The organism is Cohaesibacter haloalkalitolerans, from assembly GCF_003574655.1.
GTDB classification, from domain to species: Bacteria; Pseudomonadota; Alphaproteobacteria; order Rhizobiales; family Cohaesibacteraceae; genus Cohaesibacter; species Cohaesibacter haloalkalitolerans.
This window is the reverse complement of record NZ_QNUM01000010.1, coordinates 1-14948: the sequence shown is the minus strand read 5'-3', so window position 1 is coordinate 14948 and position 14948 is coordinate 1. Positions and strand designations below refer to the sequence as shown.

Here is a 14948-nt window from a genome sequence, read left to right as displayed (position 1 = left end):
GTTTTTGGTCAAGAAGGAGTCTTGCCAAATGAGTCCATCACACCTATAGTCATCTATGCATATATTTGAGAGTGACTAAAGTAGGTCGCTTTTGTCTATCGAATCAAACCCGTCAATTTGCCGATTGACGGGTTTTTCGTTTCCCTCAGATCAGATCATCGCTTTGCTCCCTTCTCTGCTTCGTATTCAGAGATCAGCGCTTCCATCTTTCGTCTAAGAAATTCAGCAAAACCTTCACCGGTAGAGCGATCGATCGAGAAGTCCAAGGTCTTGGTCTTCTCCGAAAATTTCACGATCCTTTCGCCCTTTCCTGATTGGAAGAACTCAGTGGTGCGCTTACTCGTTGATGTCGCCTTTTTCAGCTTGGAGCGTTGGGCCACCTTGAGAGCGATGCCGAAGCGCCCGTTGCTGTCTGCCTTTTTCCAAGCAGCAGAGTCCGAAGCCTGAACAATAGCATCCTCAGCAACATTTGGGTGGTCCACGAACACATCAGCAAGGGTCGACCAGCGAGGAAGTCCGATGCTATTTGCGCTTCCGATCAAATGGCAAACCTCATTGGGAATTGCATCAGCAATGCGCAATAGCTTTCGCAGGTTGGCTTTATCCTGAACACCGATGGCTTTCCCGATTACGGAATGGGTATATCCAGATGTTTGCAACGACCTCGCATAGAGCGCCTTCTCGATAAAGGACAGATCTGTACGATCATTGTTCTCAATGCCTTGGGCAATGACCAGCTCCTCATCCGAAAGCTCTTGCACAAAGGCTTTGACCTCCATGCCGAGTATGCGGCAGACATGAGCCCTCCTCGCGCCGTAGGCAACTTGGAAGTGTCCAGACTTCTCAGGATGAGGCCGAACAAGAATGGGAAGCTTCTGTCCTTCCTGTTGGATCGACTGCTTGAGTGCGATAAACTCCTCAGAGTCTTCGCTCCAAGGGAAACGATCAGCGACTGCGGAATCAAGAATCTTCTGAGGATCGATCATCTGAAACGCGGTTTCTTTGAGCTGGCTCTGAAGCTCTATCACACGCTGCTCGATCGCAGTCATTGAGGTCTTAAGCGCTTGTGTAGGGATGGAAGCCGCTGACCGGCGACCAGCGTCTTTCTTTGCACTCTCAAGCAGGGCGGCGCGATCAGACACATCGTAAGCGGCACTAAGCTTCTGCTTCCTCTTATCATTTGCGCTCATTTCCGCCCCCATGCTTTTTCAAGCAGATCGAAGATCTCACCGTTTACCGCGTTCACAGAGTCAATCGCTCGAATGTAAGTGTCGCGACTAACGTCATTACGGTTCAGTTCATACAGCGATTTGTTCTCAAGACCGGCGTTTGCAATTGCAGTCGTGTCAAGCACAGTAGTCCCAATGATCTTATCGAGAAACAGTGAGCGCATCATCGCGGCCAGTGTGGTCTGAGGTACATCGTTCGGATTGTGCCGGGTGATCAGCAACCGGAAGAAGTCATGGGCAAATGGCGTCCCTGCGTCTTTAAAAGCCGAAAGCATCTCGACCAACATCGACAGAAACTGAGACATACTCGCCACATCAATCATCGCTGGCTGGACGGGAACTATCAATCCCGTCGCTGCATAAATGGCGTTCAGTGTCATGTAGGAGAGCTGCGGGGGAGCATCGAGGATGACGACATCATAATCCTCATCAACCGTCTCGAGAGCTGTCGCGATCCGCCGCACAAAATGCGACTTCCCAACGAACTCAGGGTTGGAAATTGCTCCAGGTGTTTCGTGCTCGAAATAGTTCAGCTCAGCATGTGCCGGAATGAAGTCTAACCCGTGAAAATAGGATTTTCGGATCACATCCTTCATCCCCGGGCGCTCTTCATCGTAGCAAACCACCCCATAAATCGATTCCATCGACCCTACATCAATCGCAGCTCGGATCCCGAATGTCTCGGTCAAACTCGCCTGTGGATCTAGATCAATTGCAAGAACACGCATTCCCTTCAATGCGAGATACTGTGCCAGATGAATGCTCGTTGTCGTCTTGGCACACCCACCTTTGAAGTTCGCGACAGTGATGACCTGTAGTTTTTCCTCGCCCTGTCTGCGTGGAAGGAACCTCAATGCATCGGAAGCCTTTTTAGTGGCATAGTATTGACGAATGTCGTCAATATCAGAGAGAGTATAACGTCGAGCCGAATTCCCCAGTCGAGCAACTGGCGGAATCTCACCATCCAGTTCCAGTTGTCGCAATCTGGTGCTTGTTACACCAATAAGCGACGCAGCTTCCTTGGCCGTAAAAGACCTTAGGGTCTTTTTGGCTTCGGGCGGATAAGTTGCGGTCCAAATGCGATTGATCTGTTGATTCAACAGCAACGACATTTCAGAAAGAAACTCTTCCGTATCTGTTTCCTGAACAGCGTCCATAACGTAGCCATCTCCTAGCAGACCAAAAAATTACGGAATATAGATCAAGGCCCGCAAAAAATCGTAAGCAGATCATGTTTGAGGAGTCCCATCCTGTCAAGCAAGATAGGGTTAATAGAGAGTTAATATCGGTTTAACCTTATGAAAACATAGCAAATATTTCGAGATCCCAGCCTGAGGGATAACAGTGGACTCTCCCCCTAGAGTTCAATTAAGTCTCAATATGTCAGAATCGATTCTCCCTGTAGCCTACCGATTATACTCATCACCGGTAAGTTACTTAGGATCGAGTTTTTTGTCTTGCATTTTGGCCATCCAAAGTCACCATAGATAATAAATTCAATGTGTTAAGTAGGGGGTTAGCTAACCTCTTTTTGTTTTCACACATTCCTACCATATAAAGCCGATGAGCGACAACAGGAGCGAGGGCGCAATTCCAGGCGCGGGAAGCGCGACAGGAATTGCGCCGCGATGCTTGCCCCCTGCCCTTCGCTCTCGTCTCGTAGCGGCAGGACTCATCCTCTCATGAACCGCTTGGCACTTCGAAGGTCCGACGCGACATCGACGCTTCGCCCGTTCTCATAAAGAACGAAGATCGAGCGCTTGCGGGTTGGCTCCTGCATGGCGATGAAGTCACGGCGCCTTCGCGCCGTGTCCTTCTTGACTGGCTCCGGCTTACGCAGCATCTTTGGCCTCTTCAGTCTGCAAACTCTCCGGGATCGGGTGGGTCTTGCTGTCAGAGAGATAGACAGCAACCCATTGCGGATACTGACCGGGCCGCCGCTTGCGTGGGTCTAGACAGGTCTTGAAGCGGAACGTCTTGCATTTGGAAAGTCGGGTGCCGCGATAGCAGGAGGCAATGGCGGAGTATTCAGCCTTGGTGAGTTCGATCTGAGTGTAGGTTATCACTTCTCCAGGATGATACTCGTTCTCGGAATCAAGCGTCTCGGCTTTGAAATTGAGGATAGAAGGCTTAGCGGTTTTCTTGGCTGGTACCTGATAACCGGTATTCTGCATCAGGTCGCGCCAAGCATCATCAGACAGGATGAGGTATTTGGTAGACGTGCCGCCGACCAGATGAAGAGGCAGCGGGACAAGGCATTCGAGTTTGAAGCTCCCCTCCTCCGTCCTTGTTGCCTTCGGCTTCTCGGCTCCATGCTCCCGGGCAAAAGCCTGAAGGATGGTTGGGGTCAGAGCGTTTTCGAAGCGCACCACGTCTCCCAGTAGCTCACGCTCATAGGCAAGACGGTTCAACAAATGCTCAATCCAGCGATGGGCAATGCTGTCATTTACAAGGCGGGTAAGCTTTTCGATCATGTCGAGCCGATAGGCTTGCGGGTCGATCTCTCCATCGACCATTCTCTGCCATGTGCCAAAGGGGGCAATGCAGACGGTCCCGATTTGACCGACGCCAACCAACTTTATAATGAGCTTATGCGATAGGTTTGCTTGGAAAATTTCCAGCGCTTTGGCGTAGCTGTTAAGCGTGCGTTGATGGTCGCGCAGATCAGCGAGTAGGGTTTTAATGCGGCGGGCGCGTACATCGGGCCGCGCTTTGTAGTCAGCATGACGCTGCACGCTCTCGGCTCTGTAGAGGTAGTGAGAAGCCGCACAACTGCTCTCAACGGCTTTGCTCATATTGTTATGCATACGCTCTTGGGTCCGGCGTGCCTTGCGCTCGGAATGATGCCCCACAAGGATCGGCTGGCCGAACTCGAAAGCACGGGACAGCGTGTCGGCAGTGGCGGTGAATGCATTGGCCTTGCGGGTCTTGTTAGTGGCGATGGCGTCCAGCCGCTCGGCTTTCATCTCGGCGCGCTCGGCAAGGGTCGTGCCTTCTGGCTCGATCTCACCAGCAATCGCAAGGCAGAAGTCTTCGCGGGCAGGGGTCCAACTCGGGGCTACAAAAAGCTCCTGCTTGGGTGCCCATTTGAATCCTTCTTTCGTCACCAGCGCGTAGGTAGCCGTATCCAATCTGCTATCGGAATAGAGGCGAAGTTTGTTGTCCTCGGGGGAATAGGTGGCTTCTACGCCTTCAACGCGTTCGATTTTGGTTTCGGTGTTCGACATTGACATGCTCCTTGTTCGCTCGGCTTGATTGCCTTTCACTTTCTCTCGTCGTGCGACAGGCCGGAGCGGGGTCAAGGTCACAAGCGCCGAACACCAGTGAGGGGATCACCTGCACGCAATGACCGTAGGGAATGAAGGAAGGGGACGCGGTGCAGCGTAGCTGTTCAGCCTTGACCCCGATCTGGCCCTAGCCAGAGAACAGGGACAAAGCAGGGCGCGAGCGCCCTTCCCCGATTAGCCTTTGGATGGTGGAATAAGAACGGCGAGGAAAGGAGGATCAAAAGGGTCGAATGTTCCGCCTCACCTTTACCGGTAGCCCGGTCGGAGGGGAGTTCGAGGGGCGGGTGTGGCCCCCTCGAGGCAAAGCCAGCCGGTCGATCCGGTTGGGTTTGCCCCAAGGCGATCTGCTCTGAAGGGGCTTTCACCCCTCCGAGCCAACCAGCCTATGCCACCATATCGAACAGGTCTGTTTGAAAGGGCACGGAAATGGTAGGAGCGGGAAACTCACAAACCGCAATCTCGACGCTGGGGGAAACCCCTTTCCAGTCGCCACGATAGATTTCGGTATCGATGCCGCATCCCGGCTCGATGGTAATCCCGGTCTTCTCCGAGAAGCTTTTGAACTTCCGGCTTTCGGAGCGCAGATAGTAGCGTTCGCCAGAGTAGCGGAAACCGGCTGAGGTCTGGGGTAGAATGAAAGCACCAAACTCAGCCATGCGGGATGCAATTTCGATCACTTGAAACTCAAAATCCATTCCTTTTTCTGAACGGGTCCGAACCTTACCAAACGGCGGGTTGCTGATGGCACAATCAAAGCGACGGGTAGGGGCAAAATCAAAGACAGATGCACAAATCCAATTGGCTTCGGGGACAATCTTCTTGCCAATCTCGACATAGGCAGGATTGATTTCTACGCACGTCAGGCTTTCGACGCGGCCCGACCAAAGGGCATGAAGGGACAAAGCCCCGATGCCAGCACAAAGGTCGATGACATGGCCATTCATAATTTCAAGGGAAAAGTCGCGAGCAAGACCGCTAGGCGTGAAGAATGCACCGGCATAGGCGTTGTTATGGCTTGCGCCTTCCTGCCAGTTGTCGAGGACAAAAAGCTTTTCGTCATCAGTCAGGCGGTCTTTGGTCAGGATGGCTTCAGCTTCGTTGTGGGCTTTGGTCTGTGCTTTGGTGAGTTTCATGATGCATACCCCTATGCGTTCGAGTTGGAACTGGCGGCTCGTTTGATCGCCTTTCACTTTCTCTCGTCGTGCGACAGGCCGGAGCGGGGTCGAGGTCATAAGCGCCGAACGCCAGTGAGGGGATCGCCTGCACGCAATGACCGAAGGGAATGAAAGAAGGGGACACGTTGCAGCGCAGCTGTTCAGCCTTGACCCCGCTACGGCCCAAGCCAGAGGAACACGGATAGAGCAGGGCGCTTTGCGCCCTTCCATTTCCCGCTTCTGGTTTTCTGGTCCAAGACACAAAAAAAGCCCCTCCCGAACCAAACCGGGAAGGGCTTTCTGAAGCTCTCGCGGGGTATGCAATGCAAGAGCTTCAAATATGTCGGACGGGTTAGGACGCCTCTCTGATGTCCGCAACGGCGTCTCCGGTATGCAGAGAATAGCCGAGGGCCTTCAGCACCTTGAATACGGTCCCAAATTCTGGATTTCCTTTGTCACTGAGAGATTTGTAAAGGCTCTCACGAGATAGACCGGTTTCCTCAGCAATTTTGGTCATTCCCTTCGCACGGGCAACGTCACCGAGCGCGGCGGCAACAAGGCGGCTATCACCAGAAGCCAAAGCCTCGTCGAGATATGCCTTTATGTCTTCTTCAGTCGTCAGATAGTCTGCAACATCGAACAGCGTTGTCTTCAATGGCATTTCAATCTCTCCATTGCTCTGCAAGGCGCTTGGCTTCATTGATGTCTCGCTGCTGGGATTTCTTGTCACCTCCACATAGTAGAATGACTAGAACGTCACCTTTCTGCACGAAATAAACCCGATAGCCTTTGCCTTCATGAATTCTGAGTTCGCTGACACCTTGCCCAACTGGCTCCACGTCCCCGAAATTCCCCAAGCTTACGTTTCTCAAGCGAGCGAATATCTTGGCTCTCGCTCTGGTATCCTTCAAACGGCTCAGCCATTTTTCAAATACCTCTGTTTGTCTCACTTCAATCATTTAACTGTATCCTACAGGCTACAATCTATCAAATCGGTGTCTTCAATTCAAGAGGGAACCCACCGCGCCAGACTTTTGTGTCCGGTCGCGGCGGGACTGCTGGTTTAGGCTGCGAGGTCTTGCTCGTCTTCTTCTTGGCAGGAGGTCTGCTCAAGGGTCAAGGGCTGGTTGATCATGCAGTCCGGCACCCAGGATGCAATGCGGTCCTTTGCCTCTGGTGAAAGGCCGTTGCGGTCCTCTTCATTGTTGAACAGGCCATGGAGCCGTGCCACCTTGTCGCTCTTTTTCATGTTGGCAAAGTTGGCAGAAACAGGCTTGCTATCAATGAAGCTCATGATCTCGTCCAATTGAGGCGACTTGAGGCGTTTAAGGAAGGTGCTGTTGGGTGTCCATGTGTTGCGGACATCGAGCTTCACTGTGTCAGCTAACAGGTCCACAAAAGGGACAGGATTGCCAACATGGATGTTCGCGGTCAAAGAGCGAGCAACAGCAGCGGTTAGAATATCGGTCTTTTCCTGATCTGTCTTCTTGCGAAAGGCTGCAAACCGCTCGGCCACGACATTGGCGCTTGGGCGGTTCCAGTCGAGCCCGAGAGTCAAAGCCTCAGGCAGGGTCTGGCCATGTTCCTCAACTTCGTTCTGCGCGAGACCAGAGGCGATATCACAGGGCAGGGCACTTTCCCAAGCCTTTGTCACCATGGCGAAGATGGCAATGTCCTTGGCAAGGTCGTCGTCTTCGAGAATGGCTGCTTGCAACGCCCCGGTACGGATTACGGCCATATCAGCAAGCAGGGCTTGGGAATGATCCGGCTTTTCTTCCTTGATCACGGCGGGTTCTGCGACAGCCTCGCTCTCTGCCAGAAGACCAGCTTTGACCGCTCCCTCGCGATCTTCAGGTCGCACATAGCCTTCGTCTGCACGGATCGTGCCTTGACCATCAAGCCAGAGGTAAACGCCTGAGAAGTCCATATCAACAGGGAGGAATTGGGGTTTCTGAACCTCTTCCAGTCCAGTCAACTCTTCGACTTCCAGCTCGGTTGCCTTGCCTTCGTTATAGAGGACCATCAGAGCATCAAAGCGGCGTTGGGTTTCTTCTGAAAGAGAGAATGGGGTCGGGTACAGGCGGTCAAACTTGGCCCGTTCATCGTAGGACATCATATCCTCCCCGACTTCGACCCATTTCCAGCCTTCGGCCAGAAGGGTCTGGCGCTCGGCTTCAAGGGCTTCGCGGGTCAGACGTTCAAGGATATCGGAGTCGAGGAAATAGACCTCTTCCCCAAACAGGTCTTCGCGCACTTTGCCACCAGCCGCTTCATAGGCTTCCCGGCCGACAAGACGGGCACGGCGATCCGTGGCGGTGTTGGCTTCTTCCATCAGAAGCCGCTTGATGGTGCGAGCGTTATCACCTCCCCATGAATGGCTAAGGCTTTCAAAAATGTCAGCCTGTCTTTCCTGATCATCACAGACGGTATAAGCGGCGGCTGTGTCGAGAGTGATTTCGCCCTTTGTCAAGGCTTCAAGAATGCAAGGGGCAAGGTTTGCCAGCTTCAAGCGACCTTTGACGTGGCGCACGGTCTGGGCAAAGGCAATCGCAATCTTTTCAGAGGTGAAGCCTTTCTGCGCCATGGTGCCATAGGCTTTGATTTCTTCAACGGGGTTGAGGTCTTTACGGGCGTTATTCTCGGTGTTGGCCCATTCAAGGGCCTGCTCTTCATCATCCGCGATGCGAACAGGCACCGGAAAGCTTGCCAGAATGTCATTGGTTTCGAGTAGGTGGGTGAGGGCACGAAAACGGCGTCCCCCGGCCACGATGCCGATTGTGTCACCCTCCTTGATGCCGATAAGGTTCTGCAGGAGGCCACAAGCCTTGATGGATTGGGCGAGGGCTTCAATGTCTGCGGCGTCCACGTCCTGACGCGGGTTGATAGGTGAGAGGACCAGCTTGGAAAGCGGGAAGTTGGCGATGGTTTTGGAAGCAGATTTCTTTGTCATGGTGCATACCCTATGTGTTTGGATTGGGAATTGGATCAGGCGAGGTCTTTGGCGGCGGCGAATGCGGTATCGCGCCAGCCGGTTTGAAGAAAGAGAACGAGGAACGCTTCGGCAGTCTGGAAGGAAAGACCGATCAACTCGTCTGCATCATCATCATGAGGAATGAATTTGTAGGTGATCAGTCGGCCACCATTCTCAAGCTCAAAACTGTCGTAGCCACGGTGTGTCCAATAGAGAATCTTCTTATGGCTTGGAATGAACTGTCCCTGTTTGAGTTTGAAGTCAGGCAGGGTCTGAACCAGATCGATCAGATTGCCAAATGAAAGCGGCTTACTGGAACTTATAGTTTTGGGGTCGAGCGACCCTTTTGCCGTTGGGATGAAAGTCATGATGCATACCTCGATGCGGTTGGATTGTAGCTGGCGGCTCGTTTGCTCGCCTTTCACATTCTCTCGTCGTGCGACAGGCCGGGGCAGGGGCAAGGCCAGTAGATCCGAACGCCGGTGAGGGGACCGCCTGCACGCAATGACCGCAGGGAATGGAGGAAGGGGGATCGGATGCAGCGCAGCTGTTTAGCCTTGCCGCTGATCTGGCCCTAGCCAGAGAACAGGGAGGAGAAGGGCGCATTGCGCCCTACCAACGGGCCATAGGCCCCAAGGGAACGCGCCCGATGTAGGGAGGGAAGAGTGTCTTCAGCCGTGGTGGCAAATACATCACCAAGGGATCGTAACCCCATGGCCGAAACCCGCAGGGGTTCGGGGAGCAAAGCGACTAGAGCCCGGTCGCCGCTTGCCGGCGATGGTGCCTGCGATTGCTCTTCATGGCAGGAATACTGAGAAAACGACTTACCATGAGCGACATCCCAAAACGGCGAACGCCCGAAAGCCCTTGCTGGTAACAGCTGAACGGCTACCAGATAGTCTTCAAAGCCCCGCCGCTTTGGTCAGATTGACACGAAACCGATCTCTTCGGCGCTGATAACGGCGCGTCATTTCAGCACTCGCATGACCGAGCTGCTTTTGAACGTAGCGTTCGTCTATTTCTGCGGAGGACGCCAGACCGGCACGCAGGGAATGGCCGGCAAAGAGTTTCTCGCGTTCTTCCCCAGGGAGATCTCCCCGGATACCTGCTCTTGCGGCCGTCCGTTTGACGAGGCGGGACACCTCTTGCGCATTGAGGCGATCCGGCCCAATCCTCTTGCCTCTGCCAGTCACCCTGCGAAACAACGGACCGTGAGCGATCTTGCCAAATTTGATCCACTGTTGCACGGCTTCGACAGGGCAGGTCGCGCTCGAAGAGCCTTTGCCTATTTCTACTTCTCGCCAGCCTGTCTTGCCACGCAGGGTAACAAGCAAACCATCATTGAGGATTTCAATCCAGCCGTTGCCATCCTCTGTCTGGTCCCGGCCGAGATCAAGGGCGACGATTTCCGAGCGCCGGAGCCCACCTGCAAATCCGAGCAGCAGCATGGCTCGGTCCCGAAGGCCCCTGAGGCTGCCCGCATCAAGGGTGTCGAGCATCTTCATGAGATCTTCCGGCAGAATGGCTTCCTTTTGATGTGGTGGAGCAGCATGGCGATTACGGATGCCGGCGAGAATGGTGGCGATCGTGCGATCCTTGCGCTCCAGATGCAGACCTCGCTGCGTATAGTTCCAGCAAATGGCTGACAGGCGACGTTCAATGGTGGTAACCGCTGCCGGGCGCTTGGTCGGGGTTGCCTCTCCTGAAGCCAGGGCCGTGATATAGAGGCCAACCGTTTGAGGCTCTCCTGACGTCGCGGAGACGCCATTGCGGCGGCACCAACCGACAAAGTGCTTCCAGTCGGATGCGTAGGCGCGCCGGGTATTGGCAGAGGATGCCGCTTCGACATAGTCCCGGGCACGATCGATCAGGGGTGCCAGATGGGGCTGGGGAGAGGATGGGAGGGCTGATGTGCCATGACCATGTTTCTCTGTGGGCGCAGCTTTATCCGCAGTGCCGTTCTCGTCGGGCACAGAGGCGTTTGGGGCTATTTGGTCGAACTTTTCGCTATCAGGGGCCATGATTTCATGTCTATCGAAAAACGACTGATAATGCAACATTATCATTCATTCTTATCGTTAGACAAGCTGTGCGCTTTTATGCAATATTATCCTTATAAACCGCTCATCAATTGGCTGCCCTGTGCATGACTTTCCCGCTGTCTCAACCGCCAATCATACCAGGCGAGATCCCTGCAATCCCGCATTGGGGACGTATGGATGAAACCCACCTGTCTCTCTCAGACGCGGCTTTTTCTGCCGGTATCGCCCTCACTTCTCTCGATAATCTCGTTAAAAGTGAACCGATTTGGGCCGGTTGCTGGCGGGCACGCCAAGCCCTCACCTGTGCGGTTGTGACCTCGCAAATGATGGGGCGTCGCCAGGAAGCTGCGGCCTTGCGAGACATGCTCCTGCTCACGGCCCCGGGGGATGATCCGGGCCCGGCTGGCCGTATCGCCACTGGCTACAGGAACTGGACCAAATCAAACGGGACGGTCAATACCAAGACGCTCCGGAGGTTGGCTGACGCCTTCGGTGTGCCCTGGGATGACGCGCTTGCCAGATTTGTCACTCTCTTTGACGACGCGCTGCAGGTACGAAAGGCTGTGCCTTTTGCGGTAGCAGACCTGTTGGCATCAGCGATGGCCTTGAGACCCGATGCCGAGTGTCTCGCCTGGTTGCTGGGAGACTGGCTGATTGCCTCAAGGCTTGGCTGGCACTCCCCCGTGCCGCTGCTGGTCACCGAGCGCTATGCCAAAGCCTTTCGCCTTCCGGCAGACTCCCGGCGTGTGCAGCCAGGAGAGACAGCGTTTCAGCGAGCCGTGTGCCTGTCCCTGATCCATGCGGCAGACCATGCCTTGCAATCGGCCCGACCAATCGCGCGTCGCGCTGACTGCCTTGTTGCGATGGCGCCAAAGCTTCGTACCAGAGGAGCCGAACCTGTTATCAAGGCCTTGCTTGATGACGACGCCCTGCTGGCATCAGCCCCCGGGTTTCATTTATCGCGTTGGGCCAGCCGGCGCCTGTTCCAGCGATTGCTGGATTTGGGGGCGATCAGGGAATTGTCCGGACGCGCATCCTTCAAGATATATGGACTGTGATGATGGGACGAGAGCATGCAAAGGGCAGGGGGGCACAAAACAGCCCGGCATCGGACGATACCCTTCTTGATCGGGAGCTCCTTGATCTACCAGCGCAGCTGCGCTGGCGGGAATGGATGCTGCGCGTTGAGGCCGTGATTTTTGCCTCTGCGCAACCGGTTTCTCGCGAGCAGTTACAAAGGGTCGTTGGGAAGGATTGCAGCGTCGATCTGCTGATTGAGGATCTCATCGAGGACTTGCGTGATCGACCCTACGAGCTTGTTTCTGTCGCCGGAGGCTGGCAGCACAGGACCCGGGCTCGGTTTGCCGAGGCCATTCGGGCATCAAACGCGCCCACACGCTCTACCGCTGCCAAACTATCCCAATTTGAGGCCGCTGTGTTAACCGCGATCAGCTATTTCCAGCCCATCACCCGCAATGAATTGACCAAACTGTTCGGCAAGGACGTGTCCCGTGATCTGATCGGCAATCTGCGCGGAGCCGGCTTCATTGCCTCAGGGCCGAGAAGTCCAACGCCCGGTGCGCCCTATAGCTACATTACGACAAAGCATTTCCTGATCGTGTTTGGACTCGAGACCCTCAGAGACCTGCCGGATATGGAAGCGCTCGAAGACGCCGGCTTGCTCGGGCGATCCGTCGACTAGTCACAATAGAAATCACGGCAGGTTTCTGCATCGTTCAACCAAGGGCAAGACAACTGTGTCGGAAGTGAGCCAACGCCTCAACAAATGCAAGCGAAAAATGGTCACAAATGGTGGCATTCGAACTGCAGATCACAGGCTGAGCCGACAAGCGTTTTGCCAATAGGCGACGCAATGCAAAAATTGCGCTTCCTTGATGCCTGTATCGAGGTCATTAGTCATCGATAATGAGCGGCGTAATCTGGCGTTGCCATATTTTGATAGTTTGGTCTGAGGTGCGGCTATGATCGCCTGCTACGCTATTTAGGGCTGTGCAGGCAATCATAACCTCAAATCAACATCATTCCGAAGGTGTTACGGCAGTGAGTTCAGCTCCCGCGATCTCGACCTATGGGCCCATTTAGACGGGGTGGTCCTGGACTTCTCAAGACCAGGGAAACCAACGGACAATTGCTTCATTGAGGCCTTCAACAGCAAGCTTCGCTCAGAATGTCTGAATGCAAATTGGTTCATGACCCTTGCGGATGCGCGCGAAAAGTTGGAGACTTGGCTCAAGCACTACAATGAGGATCGGCCTCATTCGGCAATCGGATACAACGTCCCGATTGCTCTGCATAATCCCGGTGGCGTAACCAGCCCGTCACTGTGATGAAAGCCGGAAAAATCTAATTCCCGGCGGTCCAAAGTTGGGACTTACTGCAGGTCCAAACTGCCCATCTCCCTTCGTAAGCGTCAGTCTAGAACAGATGCAACTATATTTTTGCAACAGAGCCGATCGAAGCGATAATGGACTCGATCGAGAAAAATTAGTGTTACTCTCAGTAGCAACAACCCCTGGTGAGCCATTCTTGCAATCCACTTTCCCCAAGAAAATTCTATCTAAAATTGAACTGGTTAGACGATTGAGCTTGCCATTCAAAATTCAACCTATCTGAAATTGTAATTTTTGTCGTGACATGTTGATCAAAATTGTCCAGACTGAAACAAATTGAAATTGGCAGAAAGATGCTAAATTTCCAATATATCATATAATTAGCAACAAGTTTACATCAGATTTTATCCAAACTGGCCTTAGTAATGACTGCAATCCACGATCAAAGCGATACTCAACCAGAAATTATGAAAGTTGAAAAGAGAGAAGCACCTTCCCCGCAAATGCTTCTTGCGACCATTCATGCCAGTATCGGCGAAGCAGTCATGTTGCTAGCACGGGATCCTAAATGGCGGTACGCTAGCCTTGCCGATATCGAATGGCTGATAGCTCCAGCAATCTTTGCAAACCAGTTTATGACCTTGCGGGGCAAGGTGAAGAATGGAGATGGTGAAGAAACTGGCGCGACAATACCGATTGGACTGGCCCTGTGGGCGAAAGTATCGAAAGAAGTCGACACAAAGCTTAAAGCCCAAAAGGAATCAGGAGCCCAGTTCAAACTTGCTCCTCAAGATTGGACAAGCGGAGATATCCCATGGCTCGTGCTGATTTCGGGGCCGGAAGCTATCCAAAGCAAGTTGAAGGTAAAGTATCAAAAAGAGATGGGAAATAGCTAACTGCCCCCAAGGGTTGGTTCATTGTCAAGTAGTCGGAGTCCCAGTGGAAGAGATAAGGGTGAGGGAATGTCTTCCAACAACAAGAAACGGATTAAACAGCTAGTAATATGTCTAGCCATCCTCCTTTTTTGCAGCTGGCTGATTTTGGAGCTATTTATCCCAAGTCGCACAATCTACTATCGTCTTGATGTAACATTTGAAGTGGATGGCATTCCTGTCACGGGAAGTGGCGTACAGAAATTCACCATCGTGCGTAATAGAGTGCCGTTAAGTTTTGGAGAGTTTAACAGCCGGACCTATGGTGAGGCTGTTATCGTTGACTTACCAAGTGGAAAATCTGTTTTCGCGCTTTTGGCGATCCCAGGTAGAGATGGGGCCTTTAAGGGGGGCAATGGTGGGATAAACTTTTTGTTCCTTAACGCATGTAAATTGTACGAGAAAAACGAACGCCAAGGTCCCGCAAGTCTGATCAGAATGGCGGGCCGCGTTTCGGGATCTTGTGAGATTCCGCCACAAGATATGCCCCTTATGGTGACTTTTGAAGATGAAAAGAATTCTACGAGTGTCAGGCGTGTTTTTCCTAATCATCCAGAAACTACACTTGGCAAGAATGTAAAGTTTGTCGGCGCAAGCCTCACGACTACAAACGGACCGATGACAACGGGTATTCTGCACCGATTACCGTGGCTTTCAGACAATTCGGGGAACCGGCTCACTCCGGGATTCGTCGGCTCATTCCATCCGTCTCTTCCCGACCTTTTAGAAAAAATGTACTTTAGGAGATTCTGAGAATGGCTAGTTCGAATCTAGAAAATGCGCAAGACTATGCTCTGATGGCATTTGACAGCTATTTCAGAGGAGATGATCCTAAAATCGAAGCTTTCCCAGAAGGGGCTCGTCGCAAAGTTTTAAGTAGGCCCTATTTATCCTGTGATCGGCGTCATTTTCATGCTTCGTTAACTTTTTGAAGTCCGAAGAGAAGGGCAATAAGATCATTCTGTTCACGAACGGTCCACTG

Annotated in this window: 15 protein-coding genes and 1 pseudogene; 6 read left to right on the top strand and 10 right to left on the bottom strand. The window is 53.1% G+C overall.

Translation table 11 applies throughout. From position 1 onward, the window contains the following. Positions 1-155: 155 nt before the first annotated feature. The 10 genes from repB to DSL70_RS19910 all read right to left on the bottom strand — a co-directional run bounded on the left by repB (position 156) and on the right by DSL70_RS19910 (position 10662). Complete coding sequence (gene repB, locus DSL70_RS19950) at positions 156-1190, bottom strand: plasmid partitioning protein RepB (RefSeq protein ID WP_162916942.1); 1035 nt, start codon at positions 1188-1190, stop codon at positions 156-158. Beyond that, positions 1187-2386 carry a plasmid partitioning protein RepA gene (repA, locus tag DSL70_RS19945; RefSeq protein WP_119309747.1) on the bottom strand — a complete coding sequence of 400 codons (1200 nt, stop codon included), beginning with the start codon at positions 2384-2386 and terminating at the stop codon, positions 1187-1189. Before repA ends, repB begins: the two co-directional genes overlap by 4 nt. A 515-nt stretch (positions 2387-2901) precedes the next feature. Beyond that, a complete protein-coding gene (locus DSL70_RS22365) occupies positions 2902-3072 on the bottom strand; it encodes a hypothetical protein (RefSeq protein WP_162916941.1) in 171 nt (56 codons plus the stop codon). After that, positions 3062-4456, bottom strand: coding sequence for a DUF3560 domain-containing protein (locus tag DSL70_RS19940; RefSeq protein ID WP_119309746.1), 1395 nt, complete (start codon positions 4454-4456; stop codon positions 3062-3064). Before DSL70_RS19940 ends, DSL70_RS22365 begins: the two co-directional genes overlap by 11 nt. Before the next feature lie 443 nt (positions 4457-4899). Beyond that, positions 4900-5706, bottom strand: a complete 807-nt coding sequence (locus tag DSL70_RS19935) for a methyltransferase (RefSeq protein WP_245418301.1) — start codon at positions 5704-5706, stop codon at positions 4900-4902. A gap of 316 nt (positions 5707-6022) precedes the next feature. Next, positions 6023-6331 carry an addiction module antidote protein gene (locus tag DSL70_RS19930; RefSeq protein WP_119309745.1) on the bottom strand — a complete coding sequence of 103 codons (309 nt, stop codon included), beginning with the start codon at positions 6329-6331 and terminating at the stop codon, positions 6023-6025. Between the two features lies 1 nt (position 6332). Next, the gene (locus DSL70_RS19925; protein WP_119309744.1) at positions 6333-6629 is read right to left on the bottom strand and encodes a type II toxin-antitoxin system RelE/ParE family toxin; all 297 of its coding nucleotides are present in this window, start codon (positions 6627-6629) and stop codon (positions 6333-6335) included. 104 nt (positions 6630-6733) lie between these two features. After that, entirely contained in the window at positions 6734-8620 is a 1887-nt protein-coding gene (locus DSL70_RS19920) for a ParB/RepB/Spo0J family partition protein (protein WP_119309743.1), read from the bottom strand. 35 nt (positions 8621-8655) lie between these two features. After that, positions 8656-9066, bottom strand: a complete 411-nt coding sequence (locus tag DSL70_RS19915) for a hypothetical protein (protein ID WP_162916940.1) — start codon at positions 9064-9066, stop codon at positions 8656-8658. Between the two features lie 477 nt (positions 9067-9543). Further along, positions 9544-10662 carry a site-specific integrase gene (locus DSL70_RS19910; RefSeq protein WP_245418300.1) on the bottom strand — a complete coding sequence of 373 codons (1119 nt, stop codon included), beginning with the start codon at positions 10660-10662 and terminating at the stop codon, positions 9544-9546. A 125-nt stretch (positions 10663-10787) separates the two neighbouring features. Here DSL70_RS19910 and DSL70_RS19905 point away from each other — a divergent pair, with 125 nt between their 5' ends. The 6 genes and pseudogenes from DSL70_RS19905 to DSL70_RS22360 all read left to right on the top strand — a co-directional run bounded on the left by DSL70_RS19905 (position 10788) and on the right by DSL70_RS22360 (position 14898). Next, positions 10788-11741 carry a DUF1403 family protein gene (locus DSL70_RS19905; RefSeq protein WP_119309740.1) on the top strand — a complete coding sequence of 318 codons (954 nt, stop codon included), beginning with the start codon at positions 10788-10790 and terminating at the stop codon, positions 11739-11741. A gap of 2 nt (positions 11742-11743) precedes the next feature. After that, positions 11744-12385 carry an SMC-Scp complex subunit ScpB gene (gene scpB, locus DSL70_RS19900; RefSeq protein WP_425359368.1) on the top strand — a complete coding sequence of 214 codons (642 nt, stop codon included), beginning with the start codon at positions 11744-11746 and terminating at the stop codon, positions 12383-12385. A 355-nt stretch (positions 12386-12740) separates the two neighbouring features. Next, positions 12741-13031, top strand: a pseudogene (locus DSL70_RS19895) (integrase core domain-containing protein); the annotation flags it as partial. Between the two features lie 428 nt (positions 13032-13459). Then, complete coding sequence (locus DSL70_RS19890; RefSeq protein ID WP_119309738.1) at positions 13460-13930, top strand: toxin-activating lysine-acyltransferase; 471 nt, start codon at positions 13460-13462, stop codon at positions 13928-13930. A 66-nt stretch (positions 13931-13996) separates the two neighbouring features. Beyond that, positions 13997-14719: a hypothetical protein gene (locus DSL70_RS19885; RefSeq protein WP_119309737.1), complete on the top strand. Its 723-nt coding sequence runs from the start codon at positions 13997-13999 to the stop codon at positions 14717-14719. Positions 14720-14721: 2 nt separating this feature from the next. After that, positions 14722-14898, top strand: coding sequence for a hypothetical protein (locus tag DSL70_RS22360; protein WP_162916938.1), 177 nt, complete (start codon positions 14722-14724; stop codon positions 14896-14898). The last annotated feature ends 50 nt before the right edge of the window (positions 14899-14948 follow it).

Bases quoted from the DNA above. Each gene is read 5' to 3' on its own strand.
- DSL70_RS19920 (WP_119309743.1), bottom strand. From the start codon at position 8,620: ATGACAAAGAAATCTGCTTCCAAAACCATCGCCAACTTCCCGCTTTCC.
- DSL70_RS19890 (WP_119309738.1), top strand. From the start codon at position 13,460: ATGACTGCAATCCACGATCAAAGCGATACTCAACCAGAAATTATGAAA.
- DSL70_RS19905 (WP_119309740.1), top strand. From the start codon at position 10,788: ATGACTTTCCCGCTGTCTCAACCGCCAATCATACCAGGCGAGATCCCT.
- DSL70_RS22360 (WP_162916938.1), top strand. From the start codon at position 14,722: ATGGCTAGTTCGAATCTAGAAAATGCGCAAGACTATGCTCTGATGGCA.
- DSL70_RS19885 (WP_119309737.1), top strand. From the start codon at position 13,997: ATGTCTTCCAACAACAAGAAACGGATTAAACAGCTAGTAATATGTCTA.
- DSL70_RS19930 (WP_119309745.1), bottom strand. From the start codon at position 6,331: ATGCCATTGAAGACAACGCTGTTCGATGTTGCAGACTATCTGACGACT.
- DSL70_RS19940 (WP_119309746.1), bottom strand. From the start codon at position 4,456: ATGTCGAACACCGAAACCAAAATCGAACGCGTTGAAGGCGTAGAAGCC.
- DSL70_RS19910 (WP_245418300.1), bottom strand. From the start codon at position 10,662: ATGGCCCCTGATAGCGAAAAGTTCGACCAAATAGCCCCAAACGCCTCT.
- DSL70_RS22365 (WP_162916941.1), bottom strand. From the start codon at position 3,072: ATGCTGCGTAAGCCGGAGCCAGTCAAGAAGGACACGGCGCGAAGGCGC.
- DSL70_RS19925 (WP_119309744.1), bottom strand. From the start codon at position 6,629: ATGATTGAAGTGAGACAAACAGAGGTATTTGAAAAATGGCTGAGCCGT.
- repB (WP_162916942.1), bottom strand. From the start codon at position 1,190: ATGAGCGCAAATGATAAGAGGAAGCAGAAGCTTAGTGCCGCTTACGAT.
- repA (WP_119309747.1), bottom strand. From the start codon at position 2,386: ATGGACGCTGTTCAGGAAACAGATACGGAAGAGTTTCTTTCTGAAATG.
- scpB (WP_425359368.1), top strand. From the start codon at position 11,744: ATGGGACGAGAGCATGCAAAGGGCAGGGGGGCACAAAACAGCCCGGCA.